Source organism: Aliiroseovarius sp. CAU 1755 (genome assembly GCF_054482655.1).
The window spans coordinates 832581-852315 of the sequence record NZ_JBTLRH010000001.1 but is presented as its reverse complement, the minus strand read 5'-3'; the positions used below and the strand labels follow the sequence as shown (position 1 = coordinate 852315).

General features: G+C 60.2%; 19 protein-coding genes. 11 read left to right on the top strand and 8 right to left on the bottom strand.

Annotation, left to right across the window (positions count from 1 at the left end; all coding sequences use genetic code 11):
* Positions 1 to 38 precede the first annotated feature (38 nt).
* From ACXYMP_RS04180 to ACXYMP_RS04170, 3 genes are all read left to right on the top strand, one after another.
* On the top strand, positions 39 to 1691 hold the full coding sequence (locus tag ACXYMP_RS04180) for an electron transfer flavoprotein-ubiquinone oxidoreductase (RefSeq protein WP_458904523.1): 1653 nt from the start codon (positions 39 to 41) through the stop codon (positions 1689 to 1691).
* A 131-nt stretch (positions 1692 to 1822) separates the two neighbouring features.
* Positions 1823 to 3550 carry a tetratricopeptide repeat protein gene (locus ACXYMP_RS04175; RefSeq protein ID WP_458904521.1) on the top strand — a complete coding sequence of 576 codons (1728 nt, stop codon included), beginning with the start codon at positions 1823 to 1825 and terminating at the stop codon, positions 3548 to 3550.
* On the top strand, positions 3547 to 4377 hold the full coding sequence (locus tag ACXYMP_RS04170) for a 4-(cytidine 5'-diphospho)-2-C-methyl-D-erythritol kinase (RefSeq protein ID WP_458904519.1): 831 nt from the start codon (positions 3547 to 3549) through the stop codon (positions 4375 to 4377). The genes ACXYMP_RS04175 and ACXYMP_RS04170 overlap by 4 nt, the downstream gene beginning before the upstream one ends.
* Here the strand turns inward: ACXYMP_RS04170 and ACXYMP_RS04165 are convergent.
* Positions 4370 to 5368: a polyprenyl synthetase family protein gene (locus tag ACXYMP_RS04165; RefSeq protein WP_298568398.1), complete on the bottom strand. Its 999-nt coding sequence runs from the start codon at positions 5366 to 5368 to the stop codon at positions 4370 to 4372. The genes ACXYMP_RS04170 and ACXYMP_RS04165 overlap by 8 nt on opposite strands.
* Before the next feature lie 68 nt (positions 5369 to 5436).
* Between ACXYMP_RS04165 and ACXYMP_RS04160 the strand changes: the two genes are divergently transcribed.
* From ACXYMP_RS04160 to ACXYMP_RS04150, 3 genes are all read left to right on the top strand, one after another.
* The gene (locus tag ACXYMP_RS04160) at positions 5437 to 5652 is read left to right on the top strand and encodes a putative signal transducing protein (protein ID WP_298568401.1); all 216 of its coding nucleotides are present in this window, start codon (positions 5437 to 5439) and stop codon (positions 5650 to 5652) included.
* Between the two features lies 1 nt (position 5653).
* Entirely contained in the window at positions 5654 to 6415 is a 762-nt protein-coding gene (locus tag ACXYMP_RS04155) for a tRNA1(Val) (adenine(37)-N6)-methyltransferase (protein ID WP_298568404.1), read from the top strand.
* A gap of 127 nt (positions 6416 to 6542) precedes the next feature.
* Entirely contained in the window at positions 6543 to 6710 is a 168-nt protein-coding gene (locus ACXYMP_RS04150) for a DUF465 domain-containing protein (protein WP_298568407.1), read from the top strand.
* A gap of 16 nt (positions 6711 to 6726) precedes the next feature.
* On the opposite strand, the gene yddG is transcribed toward ACXYMP_RS04150, so the two are convergent.
* From yddG to ACXYMP_RS04130, 4 genes are all read right to left on the bottom strand, one after another.
* Positions 6727 to 7602, bottom strand: a complete 876-nt coding sequence (gene yddG, locus ACXYMP_RS04145; RefSeq protein WP_458904516.1) for an aromatic amino acid exporter YddG — start codon at positions 7600 to 7602, stop codon at positions 6727 to 6729.
* A gap of 169 nt (positions 7603 to 7771) precedes the next feature.
* A complete protein-coding gene (phbB, locus tag ACXYMP_RS04140; protein WP_298568413.1) occupies positions 7772 to 8494 on the bottom strand; it encodes an acetoacetyl-CoA reductase in 723 nt (240 codons plus the stop codon).
* Positions 8495 to 8668: 174 nt separating this feature from the next.
* Complete coding sequence (locus tag ACXYMP_RS04135; RefSeq protein ID WP_298568416.1) at positions 8669 to 9844, bottom strand: acetyl-CoA C-acetyltransferase; 1176 nt, start codon at positions 9842 to 9844, stop codon at positions 8669 to 8671.
* A gap of 171 nt (positions 9845 to 10015) precedes the next feature.
* Entirely contained in the window at positions 10016 to 10846 is an 831-nt protein-coding gene (locus ACXYMP_RS04130; protein WP_298568419.1) for an EAL domain-containing protein, read from the bottom strand.
* 95 nt (positions 10847 to 10941) lie between these two features.
* On the opposite strand from ACXYMP_RS04130, the gene ACXYMP_RS04125 reads away from it, so the two are divergent.
* Positions 10942 to 11562 carry a DNA-3-methyladenine glycosylase I gene (locus tag ACXYMP_RS04125; protein WP_298568422.1) on the top strand — a complete coding sequence of 207 codons (621 nt, stop codon included), beginning with the start codon at positions 10942 to 10944 and terminating at the stop codon, positions 11560 to 11562.
* Here the strand turns inward: ACXYMP_RS04125 and ACXYMP_RS04120 are convergent.
* Positions 11519 to 12700, bottom strand: coding sequence for a lytic murein transglycosylase (locus tag ACXYMP_RS04120; protein ID WP_458904511.1), 1182 nt, complete (start codon positions 12698 to 12700; stop codon positions 11519 to 11521). The two genes, ACXYMP_RS04125 and ACXYMP_RS04120, sit on opposite strands and share 44 nt — an antisense overlap.
* A gap of 258 nt (positions 12701 to 12958) precedes the next feature.
* Between ACXYMP_RS04120 and argH the strand changes: the two genes are divergently transcribed.
* The 4 genes from argH (at position 12959) to ACXYMP_RS04100 (ending at position 18743) form a co-directional block, all read left to right on the top strand.
* Positions 12959 to 14356 (top strand): argininosuccinate lyase, encoded by a 1398-nt coding sequence (gene argH / locus ACXYMP_RS04115; RefSeq protein ID WP_458904509.1) that lies wholly within the window; start codon positions 12959 to 12961, stop codon positions 14354 to 14356.
* A 109-nt stretch (positions 14357 to 14465) separates the two neighbouring features.
* Positions 14466 to 14798 (top strand): DUF2834 domain-containing protein, encoded by a 333-nt coding sequence (locus ACXYMP_RS04110; RefSeq protein WP_298568430.1) that lies wholly within the window; start codon positions 14466 to 14468, stop codon positions 14796 to 14798.
* Positions 14799 to 14884: 86 nt separating this feature from the next.
* Positions 14885 to 16150, top strand: a complete 1266-nt coding sequence (lysA, locus tag ACXYMP_RS04105) for a diaminopimelate decarboxylase (protein ID WP_298568433.1) — start codon at positions 14885 to 14887, stop codon at positions 16148 to 16150.
* A gap of 16 nt (positions 16151 to 16166) precedes the next feature.
* On the top strand, positions 16167 to 18743 hold the full coding sequence (locus tag ACXYMP_RS04100; protein ID WP_458904506.1) for a TIGR02302 family protein: 2577 nt from the start codon (positions 16167 to 16169) through the stop codon (positions 18741 to 18743).
* Positions 18744 to 18765: 22 nt separating this feature from the next.
* Here the strand turns inward: ACXYMP_RS04100 and recR are convergent, their stop codons facing one another.
* Both recR and ACXYMP_RS04090 read right to left on the bottom strand, forming a co-directional pair.
* A complete protein-coding gene (recR, locus tag ACXYMP_RS04095; RefSeq protein WP_298568438.1) occupies positions 18766 to 19362 on the bottom strand; it encodes a recombination mediator RecR in 597 nt (198 codons plus the stop codon).
* 13 nt (positions 19363 to 19375) lie between these two features.
* Positions 19376 to 19720: a YbaB/EbfC family nucleoid-associated protein gene (locus ACXYMP_RS04090; protein ID WP_298568441.1), complete on the bottom strand. Its 345-nt coding sequence runs from the start codon at positions 19718 to 19720 to the stop codon at positions 19376 to 19378.
* Positions 19721 to 19735: the final 15 nt, after the last annotated feature.

The following is a 19735-nucleotide window of genomic DNA, read 5'->3' as shown; positions in this document are numbered from 1 at the left end:
TAACGATCTTGCGAAACGGACCATCCGGGGAAAAGAAAATGAGCACCATTGAACGCGAAAGCATGGAATACGATGTGGTCATCGTGGGCGCGGGGCCCGCTGGCCTGTCGGCAGCGATCCGCCTGAAGCAGCTGGATGCAGACCTGAATGTGGTCGTGTTGGAAAAAGGCTCGGAAGTGGGCGCGCATATCTTGTCGGGCGCGGTGCTGGACCCTTGCGGGCTGAACAAGCTGCTGCCGGACTGGAAAGAAAGGGGCGCGCCGTTGAACGTGCCCGTCAAGAAAGACAACTTCCTTGTGCTTGGCCCCGCCGGTCATTTGCGTGTGCCCAACTGGCCCATGCCGCCTTTGATGAGCAACCACGGCAACTACATCGTTTCGATGGCAAATGTGTGCCGCTGGATGGCGGAACAGGCCGAAGAGATGGGGGTCGAAATCTTCCCCGGCATGGCGTGTTCCGATCTGGTTTTCGGCGACAATGGTGAAGTGAAGGGCGTCGTCGCTGGCGTCTTCGGGCTGGAGCCAGATGGATCTTACGGCACTAACACGGAACCGGGGATGGAGCTGCACGGCAAATACGTCTTTATCTCGGAAGGTGTGCGCGGATCGCTGGCCAAGGAAATCATCGCCAAATATGACCTGCAAGCGGGTCGAGACGCGCCGAAATTCGGCCTTGGCATGAAGGAAATCTGGGAAATCGACCCCGCAAAGCACCGCGAAGGCACCGTCACCCACACGATGGGCTGGCCGCTTGGCAAAAACGCGGGCGGCGGGTCGTTTATCTATCACCTTGAAAACAACCAGGTCTATGTCGGCTTTGTGGTGCACCTGAATTACCGCAACCCGCATGTCTATCCCTACATGGAATTCCAACGGTTCAAGCACCACCCGGAAATCGCCAAGCTACTTGAAGGCGGCAAGCGCGTGGCCTACGGCGCGCGTGCCATTTCCGAAGGTGGGTATCAATCGATGCCGAAGGCCTCGTTCCCCGGCGGCGCGCTGCTGGGGTGTTCGGTCGGGCTGGTCAACGTGCCGCGCATCAAGGGCAACCATAACGCGATGCTGTCTGGCATGGCCGCCGCCGAGGCTGCCGTGAAAGCCATCAAGGCAGGTCGCGCGGGCGACGATCTTATCGAATATGAAGCAGAACTGCGCACCGGCGATATTGCCAAAGACCTGAAAAAGGTCCGTAACGTAAAGCCCTTGTGGTCGAAACTCGGTCTGGCGGCCTCTTTGACGCTGGGCGGCTTTGACATGTGGGTGCAATCCCTTTTCGGCTTCTCACCGTTCGGGACAGTAAAGCACGGCAAGAACGATGCGCAGGCTACGGGCAAAGCCGCTGACTTCCCTGTCATCGACTACCCCAAACCCGATGGCACGCTTAGCTTTGACCGTTTGACCAATGTCAGCTTTGCCGCCACCAACCACGAAGAAAGCCAGCCCTGCCACCTGAAGCTTGCTGACCCTGATCTGCCGATCTCCGTCAACTTGCCGGAGTTCGACGAACCCGCGCAGCGGTATTGCCCGGCTGGTGTCTATGAAGTGGTCGAGGAAGCCGGCAAAGATCCGCGCTTTGTCATCAACTTCCAAAACTGCGTTCACTGCAAAACATGTGACATCAAAGATCCCAGCCAGAACATCACTTGGACTGTCCCACAGGGGGGCGACGGGCCGAATTACCCGAATATGTAAGGCTAAATCAGCGAAAAACGCGATTGTGAGGGGTGGCGAAGCGCTGCCCCTCATTGTTTTCAGGGTCCGCGCCGATTAGGTTCCGACCAACCCCCGACACTTGCGGGGACAATTGAAGAAGAGAGTTGCCCGTGACGCCCCTAAGATTGTTCTTTGCCCGTCAGATTGGCGCCACCCTTGTTGCGACCGCCAGCGTCTTCGCGCTGACCGCCACGGCGTCGCAAGCAGATAACACTGCCGGGTCTTATCTGGCGGCGCGTCACGCAGATCTGGCGGGCGACTATCCGCGCGTTGTGGAATACGGCACGCGCGCCTTGGCAGAAGATGCAGAGCGTCTTGATATCATAGAGGGGCTTGTTGTTGCGCACACGGCATTGGGCGAGATCGACAAGGCCATCCCCTTCGCGCGGCGATTGGCGGGTCTGAGCCCTGACAACCAGTTGGCCGGTCTGGTCCTTCTGGCCGATGCGATCCAGGCTGAGAACTGGAACGAGGCGACTGAACTTTTGAATGGCAAGGCGTCGATCGCGCCAATGATCGACGCGATGATTTCTGCTTGGGCCAGCCTTGGCGAGGGGCGTATGTCGCAGGCGCTGACGATCTTCGATGAACTGGCCTCGGACGAAGGCAGCCGGTCCTTCGCGCTGTTTCAAAAGGCGCTGGCGCTGGCCCATGTTGGCGATTTCGAAGGTGCCGCGAAAATCTTCGGCGGCGAAGACGGGCCGCTTCAACTGAACCGGCGCGGGATCATTTCCTATGCACAGATCCTGAGCCAGTTGGATCGCCACGATGACGCGGTCGAGTTGCTCAAGGCCAATTCCGGAGAAACGCGGGACGCTGAGGTCGAAGATCTTTTGACCCGGTTGGAAGCGCGCGAAGTGATCGCCTTTTCTGGCATTCAAACGCCAAAAGACGGCATTGCCGAGCTTATGTTTGCCCTTGCAGAAAGCCTTGCCTCTGGGGCCGATCCCACCGTCGTTTTGCTCTATAACCGCGTGTCCGAACACCTGAACCCGGATCAGGAAGGCGCGCTGCTTCTTTCGGCACAACTTCTTGAAAGTATGGAACACTATGACCTCGCGTTAGAGGCATATGCGCGCATCCCGAAAGACAGCGTGGCCTACCCGCAGGCCGCTTTGGGACGCACCGATGTGCTGCGCCGCTGGGAAAAACTGGAGGAGGCGACGGAGGAGCTTCGCGCCTTGGCTGATGACTACCCCGAAACGCCCCGGTTTCGCGTCGCCTTGGGTGATACCTTGATGCAACAAGATCGCTTCGACGAAGCGCGGGCGGCCTATGACATCGCAATCGGTGCGTTTACGCAGGAACTGCCAGGGCAATGGGCCACCTATTTCCAGCGCGCCATCGCACTGACAAAGATCGGCGAATGGCCCGCGGCCGAGGCTGATTTTCGCAAGGCCCTGGAATTGAGTCCGGAACAACCGGCGGTGCTGAATTACCTTGGCTATACCTATGTCGAAAAACGCATCAATCTGGACGAAGCTTTGTCAATGATCGAACGCGCGGTCGAAGCCCGCCCCGATAGCGGGTTCATCGTGGACAGCCTCGGCTGGGTGCTGTTCCGGCTGGGGCGCTATGACGAAGCGGTGCAGCACATGGAACGTGCCGTCGAACTCATGCCCGTCGATCCGATCCTGAACGACCATCTGGGCGACACCTATTGGGCCGTCGGCCGCAAACGCGAAGCCCGGTTTCAATGGAGCCGCGCGCTGAGCTTCGTCACCGACGACACCGACCTGACCGAGATGAACCCAGACCGCGTGCGCCGCAAACTGGCTGTCGGGCTTGATGCGGTTCTGGCAGACGAAGGGGCCGCGCCCCTGCACCAACCCGAATGACAATTGCCAAGGTTTTTGCCCCGGCAAAGGTGAACCTGACGCTGCATGTCACGGGGCGACGCAAAGATGGCTATCATCTGCTGGACAGCCTTGTGATGTTTGCCGATGTAGGTGACCGGGTGACGGTTATGCCCGCAAAACAAAACCTGTTAGAGGTGACCGGGCCACGGGCCGCAGGCGTGCCCACGGATAGGTCAAACCTTGTTGCACGGGCGGCGGATCTGTTTGGCATTCCGGTTCATATCATCCTGTCCAAACACCTGCCTTCGGCCGCGGGGATCGGGGGTGGCAGCTCGGACGCGGCTGCAACTATCCTGGCTTTGTCCGACATCATTGGTGATGCCCGCCTTCCTGTTGGCGTCACGGATCTGGGCGCCGACCTGCGTGTGTGCCTGATGCGCCAAGCAGCACGGATGCGCGGCATTGGCGATGATGTCACGCCCTGCCCGGGTCTTCCGCCGCTGTTCGCGGTTCTTGCCAACCCCGGTATCGAGGTGCCGACCCCTGCGGTTTTCGGAGCCCTGGGCGACCCGTCCAATCCACCCATGCCAAAGCGCCTGCCGCAAGGCATGAAAACGCGCGCTTTCATTGATTGGCTGGCGACACAACGCAACGATCTTGAAGCCCCGGCGATCTCGCTAGCCCCTGTCATCGCGAACGTATTGGGCGCCCTGGCGGCATTGCCCAAGGCGCGCCTTGCCCGCATGTCCGGGTCCGGCGCAACCTGTTTTGGCCTTTTTGAAACAGAAAAGGCCGCGCAAGACGCAGCCCTTCTTCTGGCGAAATCGCACCCTGATTGGTGGATTGAAGCGACCCGGCTTAGTTGATCCGCGCCACCACGTAATCTGCGATATCATGCAGCATGTCACGGATTGGATCGTCGGGAAGCTCTGTCAGGGCCGCCTTTGCCTTGGCCGCCCAAGCCAGCGCATCAGCCCGTGTTGCGTCAAGCGCGCCGTGCTTTTTCAGAAGGGTCAGGGCATGGTCAAGATCACCATCTTGCTGGCGCCCCTTCTCGATCGTGCGCGACCAGAAAGCGCGCTCTTCGGTATTGGCTTTGGCAACCGCCTTGATCAGCGGCAAGGTCAGCTTCCGTTCGCGGAAATCATCGCCAAGGTTCTTGCCGATTGCATCGCCACCAGAATAATCCAGCAAATCATCGACAATCTGGAACGACACGCCCAGCGCGTCGCCATAGGCATACAGCGCCTGAACCTGGGCCTCACTGGCCCCTGCGATAACGCCCCCCACCTCGGTCGCGGCTGAAAACAGCGCGGCCGTCTTGCCTCGCACCACCTGAAGATAAATTGCCTCATCCGTCGCCAAGTCCTGCGCGGCGGTCAATTGTAGCACTTCACCCTCGGCGATCGTGGCCGAGGCATTGGCCAGGATGTCGAGCACCCGAAGGTTGCCGGTTTCCACCATCAACTGAAAACTGCGCGAGAAAAGGTAGTCGCCGACCAGCACGCTTGACTTGTTGTCCCACAGCAGGTTCGCCGTTGGCCGCCCACGGCGCTGGCCGCTTTCGTCCACCACGTCATCATGCAGCAGCGTCGCCGTGTGGATGAATTCAACTGTCGCCGCCAAATGAATGTGGTAGGGGCCTTGATAGCCGCACATCTTTGCCGCCGCCAACGTCAGCATCGGGCGCAGACGCTTGCCGCCTGCGTCGACCAGATGCGCGGTGACTTCCGGGATGCGAGGAGCGTGCTTTGACGCCATCCGATCGCGAATCAACGCGTTCACCGCAGCCATCTCTGTTTCAAGATGCGCACCCAAGCGTTCGTGCGGTTTATGTGCAGCTTCGATCAGCATCATCACCTTCCCGTCAACAGTCCCGTCATCCGGCTCGACAAAGGCACGGGTCTGCCTTTAAGTCCAGAAACATGAAAGAGCTTCTTCGGACAACAGACCCAACTTTGATCCCCTTTGTCACAACCCTTCTTGAGGGCGAGGATATAGACTGCTTTGCGATGGACGTCCATATGAGCGCGCTGGAAGGATCAATAGGAATTTTACCTCGACGCCTTATGGTTCGCCAACAAGACCTGCACAGGGCCCGCGCCGTTCTGCGCGATCTGGGGATTGAGTTCGAGGGATAGCATGACACACGCCACATCCAATCTGACCCGTGACGCTTTCTTGGGCGGGCAGTTGACCGTGTCACAACCCGTAACGGGTTACCGCGCCGGTGTGGACCCGGTGTTTTTGGCAGCCGCAGTTCCCGCCGAACCCGGTCAATCAGTGCTTGAACTTGGCTGCGGTGCCGGGGCTGCGTCGCTGTGTCTGGGCAAACGGGTCGACGGGCTGCGGCTTGTCGGTCTGGAGCGTCAGTCGCTGTATGCCGACCTTGCCCGGCTGAACGGAAAAGACAACGGCATCGACATGGCAATACATCACGGCGATCTGGCGGATATGCCGCATGCGCTGCGCGAAGACAGTTTCGATCATGTCATTATGAACCCACCCTATTTTCTGCGCGCGCGTGGAACAGCATCGCCTGACACGCATCGCGAAGGCGCGATGGGCGAGGATACGCCACTGGTGCAATGGCTGGATCAGGCGACGCGCCGGTTGAAGCCGCGCGGCTATGTCACGCTGGTCCAGAACGCCGAGCGATTGCCAGAAGTGATGCGCGCCATGGATGACCGGCTTGGGTCCGTTTTGGTCAAACCGCTGTGCCCGCGCAATGGTCGGGCGGCCACGCTTGTTCTGGTGCAGGCCCGCAAGGGGGGGCGCGGGGCGTTCCGTTTGGCAGCCCCGCTGATCTTGCATGAAGGTGCCACCCACGAAGCGGACCGGGACCACTACACGCCCGAGGTGTCCGCTATATTGCGCGACGGAATGGCGTTGCCCTTGTGGTAAACATTCGCTGGCGTATGGTCGCCTGGATTGTTGCGACTTTTCGCCATTCAGCAGCATCCACCCCGTGACAAGCATCCATTTTTGTGGTGCACTGAAGATGTCTAATCACACTATAGGAGGAACGCCCATGAGCATGAGTTCGCATCTTGAAGAGCTGCGGAGGAAACACGAGGTTCTCTCTGAAAAAGTCGAGGCAGCGCAGCGCGCGCCGGGGAGCAGCGATCTTGAAATTTCAGAGCTGAAGAAGCAGAAACTCAAGCTCAAGGAAGAAATTGAGCGGCTCGCAACCGCCTGAAAGTGAACCTACCGGGTCAGGTCTGTTCATCACGAACCGAGCTGGCCCGCGCCGCCATCAGAGCGCCGAACGTGATCAACCCTCCGGCCAAGAGCAGAGAGGGGTGTGGGTCTGCTACGCCAGCAAGTATCAGCACGAGCGTGGACAATAGGGGCGCGCTATAGCTTGCGGCACCCAAAAACTGAATGTCGCCACGCTTCACGCCGATGTCCCAGACATAGAAAGCCAGCCCCACGGGACCAAGGCCCAGTCCAAGCACCGATGCCCAGCCCAGCGCACCCTGCGGCCAAGAGGTGTCTTCCCAAAGAATATGGGCAGCCGCAGCCAGCGTGGCGGTTGCAAAGCAAAACACAACTACCGATGCGGTAGGTGTATCGCCCAAACGCCGCGACAGCACCGAATAGCCTGACCAGGTCAGGGCGCACAAAAATGCCAGCCCATACCCAGGCAACGCCTGCATGTCGAAGCCTGCCGCGCCACCCAGAACAAGGATTGCCGCGCCAATGAACGACACGATTGCGCCTGCCACATGAAGGGGTCTTAACCGCTCGCCCGGCAACAGGCCCGAAAACAGAACGATCATCAATGGCCACAGATAAGCGATCAATCCTGCTTCAGCAGCGGGCGCCATGCGCAGCGCTGAGAAATAGAGGGCGTGATAGCCGAAAAGGCCCAAGGTGCCGAACACGTAGACCCGCCAGCCGATGCTGGCCAGGCGGCGAATCTCGCCCGTTTTGATGATCCAGATCAGCCCGATGCTCCCGCCGATCAGAAAAGTCAGTGCCGACAATTGGAACGGGGGAACGGGCGCTGACCCTACCGTGAACAACGCCAAAAGCGCCCACAGCAGGACGGCCAGAAAACCCGTAAGCGTGGCCTGTTTGCGGTTCATACCCTGCCCCCGACATTTGCGCGGTGCCAGTGGTGCCCGCAACGCCCTTGCGCGAAACTATTTGCAGTTCGCCGAAACAAAAAGCCGAAAGTGCAGTTCAGCCAGCGACCCCGACACGAAAAAGGGACCGACCCCGCGGGCCGGTCCCTGATTGATGTCGCACGCAGGGTCAGACGAAGAACTGCGCACCGTTTGCGGAAATGGTCGAGCCATTGATGAATTGGGCATCATCGGAGGCCAAGAAGGTCACGCAGCGCGCAATCTCCTCAGGTTCACCAAGGCGGCCGGCGGGAATGCCGGCGATGATCGAATCACGGACCTTTTCCGGCACCGCCATGACCATTTCAGTTGCGATATAGCCCGGACAGATCGCGTTTGCAGTGATCCCAGCGCGCGCGCCTTCCTGTGCCAGTGACTTCACGATCCCAAGATCTCCGGCCTTGGTCGCGGCATAGTTGACCTGTGCAAACTGACCCTTCTGACCGTTGATCGAGCTGATCACAATAATACGGCCAAACTTGCGTTCGCGCATACCGGGCCACAGCGGGTGGACCGTGTTGAACACGCCTGTCAGGTTCGTATCAATCACTTCCTGCCACTGTTCGGGCGTCATTTTGTGGAACGGCGCATCACGGGTGATGCCGGCGTTCGCCACGACCACTTCGATTGGTCCAAGATCGGCTTCGACCTGAGCCAAACCCGCTTTGGAGTCCTCGTAGTTGGCGACATTCCACTTGTAGGTTTTGATGCCGGTTTCTTTCGTGAAAGCTGCTGCTTTTTCGTCATTGCCTGCATAGGTGGCCGCGACAGTATAACCGTCCGCCTGCAGAGCTTTTGAAATTGCCGCGCCAATGCCGCGCGAACCACCGGTAACCAATGCAACTCGAGCCATATTTTCCTCCGTTCGATTCTGGGTCTAGAAACTCTGTTATCTTTTTCAGGCATCATGCGCAATAATATTGCGCAATATACACCGTTCGGCACTGGGTTTATTTCGCACCCGCAGAAGACCTGCGCCAAAAAAGGCGCCCGAAGGCGCCTTTTCATTTGTCAGCCGCGCCGGGTCTTAGGGGCGTTCAAGACACATCGCGACACCCATGCCACCGCCGATGCAAAGCGTCGCGAGGCCCTTCTTGGAATCACGGCGCTTCATTTCAAACAGCAACGTGTTCAGAATACGGCAACCCGATGCGCCGATCGGGTGCCCGATGGCGATCGCCCCACCGTTCACGTTCACGATGTCGGTGTTCCAATCCATTTCTTTGTTCACCGCGCAGGCCTGCGCTGCAAACGCTTCGTTGGCTTCAACAAGGTCAAGATCCTGCGCCTTCCACCCCGCCTTGGCCAAGGCCTTGGTCGAGGCGTGGATCGGGCCGACACCCATGATCGATGGGTCAAGGCCAGCGGTCGCGTATGAGGCGATCCGGGCAAGGGGCTCAAGGCCGCGTCTTTCAGCCTCTTCCGCGCTCATCAATAGGACGGCAGCCGCCCCATCGTTGATCCCAGAAGCGTTTGCCGCCGTGACCGACCCATCCTTGGTAAAGGCAGGGCGCAGCTTTTGCATGGCTTCCATCGTCGCGCCGTGGCGGATGTATTCATCCTGATCGACGACGATGTCACCTTTGCGCGTTTTCACGACAAAAGGAACGATCTCGTCTGCGAACCTGCCAGCCTTTTGCGCCGCCTCGGCCTTGTTTTGCGAAGCCACGGCGAATTCATCCTGCATTTCGCGCGTGATCTGCCATTGCTCGGCCACGTTTTCTGCAGTCTGCCCCATGTGATAGCCATTGAAGGCGTCCCACAGACCATCTTTGATCATCGAGTCGATGAACTTCATATCGCCCATTTTGTGACCCGCGCGCAGGTGCGCGACATGGGTGCTGAGCGACATGTTCTCCTGACCGCCAGCGGCGACAATCGCCGCATCACCCAGCATCACGTGCTGAGCGCCAAGCGCGACGGTGCGCAGACCAGATCCGCACACTTGGTTGATGCCCCAAGCCGATGCTTCCTTGGGAAGGCCTGCGTTGATATGTGCCTGACGCGCAGGGTTCTGGCCTTGCCCAGCCTGAAGCACCTGGCCCAGGATAGTTTCGCTGACGTCGCTCTTGTCGACTCCGGCGCGTTCCACAACAGCTTCAAGCACCGCAGCGCCAAGATCATGGGCAGGTGTGTTGGCAAAAGCGCCCGAGAAGCTGCCCACGGCAGTCCGCGCTGCGGATACGATAACGACGTTGGTCATATTGGTTCCTTTTCCTCCAGTCATAGGGATATGCGATGGCGCGGCGGCGACCGTAAATCACAAGCTGCGGGCGCGGGCGCGCTGCATCAATCCCTTGGTGAGCGCATCCTGTGCTGCATTGCAGAGGAAATCAAGTCAGACGGTCACGTAGCGTCAATTGGCGCACATATTTCAGGCGACCTTCTGCCAATATGGGCTGAGCGTCGGTGCGCCGAAATAGTAGCCCTGCATGCAATCGACCCCAATTGAAGTCAGGTATGCTGCGTCTTCGTAGGATTCGACACTTTCGGCGACCGTAAACATGTCAAAATGGCGGGCAACCGAGATCATCGCCTCGGCAAGGATCTGGTTGTCGGCGTTGTCGTGGATACCTCGAATGAAATCACCATCGATCTTCAGGATGTCGAAGTAGAAGTCCTTGAGATACTTGAAAGACGTGTAACCTGCGCCGAAATCGTCCAGTGCAAAGCTGATACCCTTGCGCTGCATATCCGCCATGAAAACCTGCACAAGATCTGGCAAGGAGATCGCGGTGCGTTCGGTGATTTCCAAAATCAGTCGTTCAGCAACGGTTGGGTCGTCTTGCAATCCCCTGTCCAATACCTTTTTCCAACCTGGATAACCGATCGAACGAGCTGACATATTGATCGACAAGCGCAACGAGGGCTCACAGGACAAGGCCTCCAACCCTTTTTCAAGGGCCAGCGCATCCAGCATGCGCCCCATTTCCGTATCTTCAACCGAGTCGATGAAATCCTTGGCGGGAATCACGCGCCCGGTTGGGTCCATCACCCGCAACAGGCCTTCGTAGAACGCCATCCGGTCTGGACAGTTGGCCTGCACGATAGGCTGAAAAGCCAACCGCACGCGCTTTTTCTGCAACGCCTCGCGCACAAGGTTCAAAGCATCCCTGTCGCGCTGTGCAATTGCCACCGACAAGGGGCTGCCTTGTGGTCCGAAATCAGTATTCTGCATATCCGAGTTGCCCTGGCCGTGGTTCATCGCCATTCTCCGTCCCAACTAGAAGCAACGTTGCGCAAATATGCTAACAACCTGTAAAACTTTTAATTTTCACTAAATTCAAGGTTCTTTCTTCGATGTGCCAGTCCACCCAACCCAATCCGCAAAGATGCACGTGGTGTGGTGATGATCCGCTTTATCGAGCCTATCACGACACGGAATGGGGCGTGCCTGAATATGACGGGCGGGCCCTGTGGGAAAAGCTGATCCTGGATGGGTTTCAGGCTGGCCTAAGCTGGATCACGATCCTTAAGAAGCGGGACAACTTCCGGGCGGCGTTTGGCGGGTTCGACCCCGCGACGATCGCGCGCTGGGGCGCCCCGGAGGTTGACCAGCTTTTGGGAAACGCGGGCATCATCCGCCACCGCGGCAAGATCGAGGCCACAATCGGAAACGCACAGGCTTTTCTTGACCTCGGCGGGTCTCAGGCGTTCTCGGATATGATCTGGAGCTATGTCGATGGTGAGCCGCTGGTCGGCGGTTATGCGACGCAGGCCGAAGTGCCAACCTCAAGCGCGCTTAGCCAGACGATCTCGAAAGACCTGAAGGGGGTTGGGTTTAAATTCTGTGGGCCAACGATCGTCTATGCTTGGTTAGAAGCCTGCGGCGTGTTCAACAATCACCTTGTCACTTGCCACCGGTTTGGTCAGGTCGCTACTGAAGTACCGCCAGCAAGTCCGGGCTGGGAACGCCCGTGACCGGCAGCCCGCGCGCGGTTTCATAAGATCTGATCGCAGCACGCCCTTTTTCGCCGATTACCCCGTCCGGGCGACCTGCTTGAAACCCCAGCGCATTCAGTCGTTTCTGGAGCTCTTGGCGTTCAGCATTCGACATCCCCCATGGGTTGGTGGGAAAATCTGCGACAATGGTGCCCCGACCTGCCAACCGGTCGGATAGGTGCCCCACCCCGATGACATAGCTGTCGGCGTAGTTGTAGGTCTTGAGGACATGGAAATTGTCAAAGATCATGAAAACCGGACCCGTCGGACCCGCAGGCAGGATCAGTGCGCCGCGGGATGAACCGCTCAGCTTTCCTCCGTCAGCCCGGGTTACGCCCAGGGCGGACCAATCGCGCAAGCGTCGCGGGAACACCCGGCCGGTTTGCGAAAGGTCAAAGCCATTTGGCAAGCGTGTTTCATAGCCCCAGGGCTGGCTTTTGCGCCACCCTTTCGCGCGCAGATACGCGGCGGTCGAGGCCAGCGCATCTGTCGGATCATCCGCCCAGATATCGCGCAGGCCATCGCGGTTGAAGTCCACTGCATGTTCCAGAAACGAGCTGGGCATGAACTGCGTGTGCCCCATCGCCCCCGCATAGGACCCGCGCATTCGCGTTTGCGTCACGTCCCCGGAGGCAAGGATCTGCAGTGCGGCCAGAAGCTCGTTTTCAAACAGTTCGCGGCGGCGGCCTTCAAAGGCGAGCGAGGCAAGGGTCGACAGCACCGAGGCAGAACCGCGCACGGCCCCATAGCTGCTTTCCATCCCCCAGATTGCCACGATAACTTCGCGCGGAACGTCATAGCGCTGTTCGATCCGGCCAAGCAGCGTGGGATAGCGGGACATCGCCACCTGACCGGCCTTGATCCGCTGCGGCGATGCGGCCGACGCAATATAGTCCCCAAGGGATCGCGCGGTTTCGGCAGGCTTGCGGTCGGACCGCACCACGTCGGGTAAAAACCGCGCACCATCCAGCGCACGTGTCACCGCCGTCGGAATGCCTTCGGCGCGGGCGCGGGCCTTGAACTGCGATCGCCAAGCGTCAAACCCCGCATTGGCCAGCGCGGTGCGCGGCATCATTCCTGCGGCCAAAATCACCCCTGCGGCCGTTCTTCGCGACATCTCCCAAGACCTGCCGGCCATTCTTTCCTCCGCAGTTTGTCCACCCAAGCAGCAAGGTCACACAATATACCCGGGACGAGCGGCCACAAAGCCCGAAACCGGGCATCGGCAATCCAGCGCCGTTTCCGCTGCCTCAAGCGCACGGCGACACGTGCAGACACGACGCCCCAGACACCTTGAGACGGTTGCCCAATTGCACCCGTGGCCCGCGGCGCGTATAGCAAGGCAACGCAGATCCGACCTTCCGAAAGGATGACCATGAGTGACGACAGCAAAACCGCCAACGCCATGTGGGGGGGCCGCTTTTCCGCTGGCCCCGATGCAATCATGGAGGCGATCAACGCCTCGATCAGCTATGACCAGCGCATGGCGCGCCAAGATATCGACGGATCGCGCGCGCACGCCTCAATGCTGGCCGCGACCGGCGTCATCACAGAGCAGGACGCTGAAGCGATCCACGAAGGTCTGACGCAAGTCCTGAGTGAGATTGAAGGCGGCACTTTCGCCTTCTCTGCCGCGCTGGAAGACATCCACATGAATGTCGAATCCCGCCTTAAAGAAATCGTCGGCGAACCCGCAGGACGTTTGCACACCGCCCGGTCGCGCAACGATCAGGTCGCCACTGATTTCCGCCTATGGGTCCGCGACCAGATGGACGCGGCGATTGACGGGCTGGAGGCACTGATCCGCGCGCTATTAAGTCAGGCCGAGGCGGGGGCCGATTGGGTCATGCCCGGCTTCACCCATCTACAAACCGCGCAGCCTGTGACGTGGGGCCACCACATGATGGCCTATGTCGAGATGTTCGCCCGCGACATGTCGCGCTTTCGCGACGCGCGTGCCCGGATGAACGAATGCCCGCTTGGGTCGGCCGCCCTCGCCGGCACGTCTTTCCCCATCGACCGGCACATGACCGCGAATGCTCTGGGTTTTGACCGCCCCACCGCCAACTCGCTCGACGCTGTGGCGGATCGCGACTTCGCGCTGGAATTTCTGTCCTCGGCCACGATCTGCGCCATGCACCTGTCGCGTTTCGCCGAAGAACTGGTGATCTGGTCCTCGGCCCAGTTCCGGTTTGTGCGTATGTCGGACAAATGGTCGACCGGGTCGTCCATCATGCCGCAGAAACGCAACCCGGACGCGGCTGAACTGATCCGCGCCAAAATCGGGCGGATCATGGGGGCCACCGTGGGCCTGATGACCGTGATGAAGGGGCTGCCGCTCGCCTATTCCAAGGACATGCAGGAAGACAAGGAACAGGTCTTTGATGCCGCAGACAACCTGATGCTGGCGCTGGCTGCAATGACCGGCATGGTGTCGGACATGGCGGCCAATACGGACGCGCTTGAGGCTGCGGCTTCTTCCGGCTTCTCGACCGCCACCGACCTTGCCGACTGGTTGGTGCGCGCGCTGAACATGCCGTTCCGCGATGCCCACCACGTGACCGGATCACTGGTCGCGATGGCCGAGGATCGCGGTTGCGACCTACCCGATCTGTCGCTGGCCGATATGCAATCGGTTCACGCGGCCATCACCGACGAGGTTTTCGGCGTTCTTGGCGTGCATAATTCGGTCGCCAGCCGCACATCCTATGGCGGCACGGCCCCATCCGAGGTGCGCGCGCAGATCGCGCGCTGGAAAGAGGTGCTGGCATGATCCGCGCAGCCCTGTTCCTCGCCCTTTTTGGTCTGGCCGCGTGCGGTGCAGACGGAGAGCCCGTGCGCCCCGGCAGCGCTGAAGACACCGCCAACCAAGGCGCTGCGCAATGACAACCCGCCAGCCTCTGTCGCGCCTGCGCAAAACCTATCTTGCGCTGGCGGTGATCGGAGCGGTCGTGCCGGGTGCCTATTTCGCCGCTTGGTTTGCGCAAAACGGGCTATCGCTTGGCGACCTGTTTCAGGCCTGGCGCGCGAACCTTGCAACGCGGGGCGCCACGTTGGACCTCTTGCTGGCAGGCGTCACCCTGACCGTCTGGATCATCGCTGAAACCTCGGTGCGCCGAAACTGGTCGGCCCTTTGGGCGATCCCGGCCACCTTCCTCGTGGGGGTCAGTTGCGGCCTACCGCTCTATCTGTTTCTGCGCACGCGCCCCATCTGACAGGCCGAAGCAATCGCTTCGCAATTGCCAGATCGCGGCGCATCCTTTAGGGCAATGCCCAAGCGCAGACAGAAAGGGCACGCCCCGTGGACCATTTCCTTTACCGTGACGGCGTCTTGCACGCCGAAGACGTTTCGATCCAGGATATTGCCGCCAAGGTCGGCACGCCCTTCTATGTCTATTCGACCGCCACCCTGAAGCGTCATATCGGACTGTTCACCGAGGCGCTCGACTGGGCCGATCATCTGGTCTGCTTTGCCGTCAAATCGAACTCGAACCTCGCTGTTCTGAAGCTGTTGGGTGACATGGGGGCTGGCATGGATGTGGTTTCCGGCGGGGAATACCGCCGCGCATTGGCCGCAGGTGTGCCGGGCGACCGGATTGTCTTTTCCGGTGTTGGCAAAACCCGTGACGAAATGCGGCTGGCACTGACCCACGGCATCCGGCAGTTCAACTTGGAAAGCGAACCCGAAATGCGGGTTCTGTCCGAAGTCGCGTCAGAGATGGGTGTTGTTGCCCCCGTGACCGTGCGGATTAACCCGGACGTGGACGCAAAAACCCATGCTAAAATCTCGACCGGGAAGTCGGAAAACAAGTTCGGCATCCCGATCGCCCGCGCCCGCGAGGTCTATGCCGAGATCGCCACCCTGCCCGGCCTGAAAGCGGTCGGCATCGACGTGCATATCGGAAGCCAGCTGACCGAGCTGGAGCCGTTCCGCCAAGCTTACCAGAAGGTTGCGCAACTGACTGAAGCCCTGCGCTCAGACGGCCACGACATCACCCGACTTGATCTGGGCGGCGGGCTTGGCATTCCCTATGAACGGTCCAACACCGCGCCGCCGCTGCCCATCGAATACGGACAGGTGGTGCGCGAAACCGTAGGGCATCTGAACTGCGAGATCGAGATCGAACCGGGGCGACTGATCTCGGGGAATGCGGGCCTGATGGTGACCTCGGTCATCTATGTCAAGGAAGGCGAAGGGCAGGATTTTCTGATCGTTGACGCCGCCATGAACGACCTTGTGCGCCCGTCCATGTATGAGGCCCACCATGATATTATCCCGGTGATCGAGGCGACACCCGGTGACGAAAAAGCCCGCTATGATATCGTCGGTCCAATCTGCGAAACCGGCGACACTTTTGCCAAGGGTCGCGATCTGGACAGTCTTCAACCCGATGACCTGATCGCCTTCCGGTCGGCGGGCGCCTATGGGGCCGTTATGGCCTCGGAATACAATTCCCGCCCCCTGATCCCCGAGGTTTTGGTGATGGGTGATCAATTTGAAGTCATCCGTGCCCGTCCCACCTATGAACAGATGCTGGGACGCGATACCATCCCTGCATGGCTGTGAACCACGTGCGGGTCCGATGACCCGCCCCACCCTTCCTGACGAGGTGCAGTCGCATCTCAGATGGCCCTTGCGCGCGACAGGGGCGGGGATGGTTTTGGAACGCTTCTGGCAAGCCTTCTGGCCGCTCGCAACCATCCTGCTTGCTGCCTTTGCTATCTGGAGCTTTTGGAGCTTCGGACCGTCACCCGCCATGAAAGCGGTCATGTGGGGGGGCGGGGTTGCAGCCCTCGCCGCGCTGGTTTGGGGCGCGCGCAGGTTTTCATGGCCGGACCACGCCGCCAGAATTTCCAAATTGGACAATAGCCTGTCCGGCCACCCGATTTCTGCCCTGATGGACGAACAGGCCACAGGCCGCGATGACATGGCGTCACGCGCGCTGTGGCAGGCGCATTTGGCGCGCATGGCCTTGCGCCTGAAGGGTGTAAAGCCCGTTTCACCGGATATGCGGGTTGCCAAAAACGACCCGTTTTCGCTGCGCCTGATCGCTGCAACCGCGGCGGCGTTGGCGCTGCTGTTCACCCCTTGGGCAGACGGCTTGGACGCGACACGCGGACCTTCTGACACAACAGGACCTTTGGACGTGGCCAGTGCCAGTTGGGAAGGGTGGATCGAACCGCCCGCCTATACCGGACGGCCCAGCCTTTATCTTGCCGATCAACCGCCGGGGCCGCTGGCAGTTCCACAGGGAAGCCGATTGACGCTGCGGCTTTATGGCGATTTGGGTGAATTGTCTGTCGCGACAGACATCACGCAGGCACCGATCGCCGCGGACACGCAGCAAAGCTATACTTTTGACATCGCACAAAATGGCACGCTGACAATCGACGGACCTCAGGCATCCGCCTGGAAGATCACCGCCATCGGCGACACCCCGCCGACGGTCCGCATTGACGGAGAGTTGACGCGCCGCCTTGCCGGGGATTTCGCGCTGCCCTTCGTTGCCAGTGACGATTATGCCGTCACATCTGGCCGCGCCGAGGCAACTCTGGGCCTTGGTCGCATTGATCGTCGGCACGGACTGGCCATCGAACCCGAACCGCGCGACCCGCTGGTTGTTGACCTGCCACTGCCCTATCGGGGCGCGCGCACGCTGATTGAAGGCACGATCGAAGAGGTGCAGATTGAACACCCATGGGCTGGGCTGCCGGTCGATCTGCTGCTGGTTGCGCAAGATGGCGCTGAACAGACGGGCACCTCCGCGCCGCTTTCGATGATCCTGCCTGCGCGTCGTTTTCTGCATCCGGTCGCCAAAGCTCTGGTGGAACAACGCCGCGACCTGCTGTGGTCGCGCGACAACGCGCCCCGCGTGGCGCAGATATTGCGCACGGTGCTGAACCGACCTGATGAGCTTGACCTGGCAGAGGGCGCCTATCTGCGCCTGCGCGGTGCAATCCGGCGGCTCGAAGCTGGCATCGCATTTTCCGACCTGCCATCGGGCCTGCCCGAAGAACTGCGCAACGAGGTTGCCCAACTGCTTTGGGATGTCGCCGTCGAGCTGGAAGATGGTCGCCTTGCCGACGCATTGGCCCGGATGAAGCAGGCACAGGACCGGCTGGAACAAGCCATACGCGACGGCGCCAGCCAAGAGGAACTGGCCGAGCTGATGGACGAGGTGCGTGACGCGATGCGCGACTATATGGACCAGCTTGCTCAGAACCAGGAAAACGGCCCGCAATCCGACCAACCGCCACCTGAAAACGGGATCGAGATGAGCCAAGCCGATCTGGAAGCGATGATGGACCGGATCGAAGAACTGATGCGCGAGGGGCGCGAAGACGAAGCGATGCAGTTGCTCGACCAAATGCGCCAGATGATGGAAAACATGCAAATGGCGCAGAACGGTCAATCGGGCGAACCCGGCGACAGCGCCCGCGAGGGACTGCAGGAGACATTGCGCGAACAACAAGGTCTGTCAGATCAGGCGTTCCGCGACCTGCAAGAACAAGGCGGGCCAGCGCAAGCGGGTGAAGCTGAAGGCAACGAAGGCCGCGACGGTGGCCAGGGACGCGGCCAGAGCCATGATGGATCCGGCGGCGAAGACGGCCAGGACGGACAAGGAAACGGTCCCGAACAAGGCGACAGCGCCGGGCAAGGCGGTGATCTGACACAACAGCAACGTGAATTGCAGCGGCAGTTGCAAGAGCAGCGCCGCAACCTGCCCGGTGCAGGCGACGAGGCCGGTCAGGCCGCACGTGATGCACTGGACGACGCCGGTCGCGCCATGGGCGACGCCGCCGACGCTCTTGAACAAGGTGATCTGCCCGAGGCATTGGACCGTCAGGCAGATGCGATGGAGGCGCTGCGCGAGGGTATGCGCCAGTTTGATGAAGCAATGCAAAACCAACAGGCGCAGCGACAGGGTGAGCAGGGCAATAGCCCCGGCGAAGGCCGCCAGTCCAGCCAACGTGATCCCTTGGGACGAAACCCGGACGGCCAATCAGGCGCGGTTGCGTCAGACGGGCCGCTGGAGGATGGGGAGGACGTCTATCGACGCGCGCAAGAATTGATGGAAGAATTGCGCCGTCGGTCCGGTGATGGCGACCGTCCTGACCTTGAGCGCGACTACCTAAGGCGTCTTCTGGATCAGTTCTGATGGGCCACAGCTGGCAACACGTTCAATATCGTTTGCGCGCTGCCAAAGCGGCCGAAATGGTGCCTTCGTCCAGATAATCCAGCTCGCCCCCAATCGGGACACCCTGCGCCAAAGACGAAACGGTGCAACGCCCTTCAAGCTCTTCGGCAATGTAATGCGCGGTGGTCTGACCATCGACGGTGGCGTTCAGCGCCAAAATAACCTCGGTTACGCCTTCATCGATGACCCGCTGGATCAGACGCGGGATGCCAAGATCTTCGGGACCGATCGCATCCAGCGCCGACAAGGTGCCGCCCAGCACGTGATAGCGCCCTCTGAACAGGGCGGCCCGTTCCATCGCCCACAGGTCGGCCACATCTTCGACCACGCAAATCTCGCCCACAGCGCGCTTTTCCGACAGGCAGATATCGCAACGATCGGCGGTCGATACGTTGCCGCAGACCACACATTCGCGCGCCGTTTCGGCCACGGCGGCCATCGCGTCCGCCAATGGCGTCAGCACGAGCGCGCGCTTACGGATCAGATACAGCACCGCCCGCCGGGCCGATCGTGGTCCAAGCCCCGGCAGCTTGGCCATCAGCTCGATCAGGTTCTCGATATCGCGAGGGGCTTCTGACATGCGGTGATCTGCCTTAGAACGGCAGGTTCATGTCCTTGGGCAGGCCAAGCTCTTCGGTCAGGCGCGACATCTCGCTTTCGCTACGCTCCTGCGCCTTGGCCTGCGCATCCTTGATCGCGGCCAGTATCAGGTCCTCGACCACTTCTTTTTCATCGGGATTAAAGATCGAGGGGTCAATATCCAGCCCCGTCAACACGCCCTTGGCGGTGGCGGTGGCCCGCACCAGACCTGCGCCGCTTTCACCGACCACGGTTATCGTGGACAGGCTTTCCTGCATATCCGACATTTTGGTCTGCATCTCTTGTGCGGCTTTCATCATCTTGGCCATATCGCCAAGACCACCCAGTCCTTTAAGCATGTCACGCTCCTCGAT

Bases quoted from the DNA above. Each gene is read 5' to 3' on its own strand.
- ACXYMP_RS04180 (WP_458904523.1), top strand. From the start codon at position 39: ATGAGCACCATTGAACGCGAAAGCATGGAATACGATGTGGTCATCGTG.
- ACXYMP_RS04170 (WP_458904519.1), top strand. From the start codon at position 3,547: ATGACAATTGCCAAGGTTTTTGCCCCGGCAAAGGTGAACCTGACGCTG.
- ACXYMP_RS04165 (WP_298568398.1), bottom strand. From the start codon at position 5,368: ATGATGCTGATCGAAGCTGCACATAAACCGCACGAACGCTTGGGTGCG.
- ACXYMP_RS04160 (WP_298568401.1), top strand. From the start codon at position 5,437: ATGAAAGAGCTTCTTCGGACAACAGACCCAACTTTGATCCCCTTTGTC.
- ACXYMP_RS04155 (WP_298568404.1), top strand. From the start codon at position 5,654: ATGACACACGCCACATCCAATCTGACCCGTGACGCTTTCTTGGGCGGG.
- ACXYMP_RS04150 (WP_298568407.1), top strand. From the start codon at position 6,543: ATGAGCATGAGTTCGCATCTTGAAGAGCTGCGGAGGAAACACGAGGTT.
- yddG (WP_458904516.1), bottom strand. From the start codon at position 7,602: ATGAACCGCAAACAGGCCACGCTTACGGGTTTTCTGGCCGTCCTGCTG.
- phbB (WP_298568413.1), bottom strand. From the start codon at position 8,494: ATGGCTCGAGTTGCATTGGTTACCGGTGGTTCGCGCGGCATTGGCGCG.
- ACXYMP_RS04135 (WP_298568416.1), bottom strand. From the start codon at position 9,844: ATGACCAACGTCGTTATCGTATCCGCAGCGCGGACTGCCGTGGGCAGC.
- ACXYMP_RS04130 (WP_298568419.1), bottom strand. From the start codon at position 10,846: ATGAACCACGGCCAGGGCAACTCGGATATGCAGAATACTGATTTCGGA.
- ACXYMP_RS04125 (WP_298568422.1), top strand. From the start codon at position 10,942: ATGTGCCAGTCCACCCAACCCAATCCGCAAAGATGCACGTGGTGTGGT.
- ACXYMP_RS04120 (WP_458904511.1), bottom strand. From the start codon at position 12,700: ATGTCGCGAAGAACGGCCGCAGGGGTGATTTTGGCCGCAGGAATGATG.
- argH (WP_458904509.1), top strand. From the start codon at position 12,959: ATGAGTGACGACAGCAAAACCGCCAACGCCATGTGGGGGGGCCGCTTT.
- ACXYMP_RS04110 (WP_298568430.1), top strand. From the start codon at position 14,466: ATGACAACCCGCCAGCCTCTGTCGCGCCTGCGCAAAACCTATCTTGCG.
- ACXYMP_RS04100 (WP_458904506.1), top strand. From the start codon at position 16,167: ATGACCCGCCCCACCCTTCCTGACGAGGTGCAGTCGCATCTCAGATGG.
- recR (WP_298568438.1), bottom strand. From the start codon at position 19,362: ATGTCAGAAGCCCCTCGCGATATCGAGAACCTGATCGAGCTGATGGCC.
- ACXYMP_RS04090 (WP_298568441.1), bottom strand. From the start codon at position 19,720: ATGCTTAAAGGACTGGGTGGTCTTGGCGATATGGCCAAGATGATGAAA.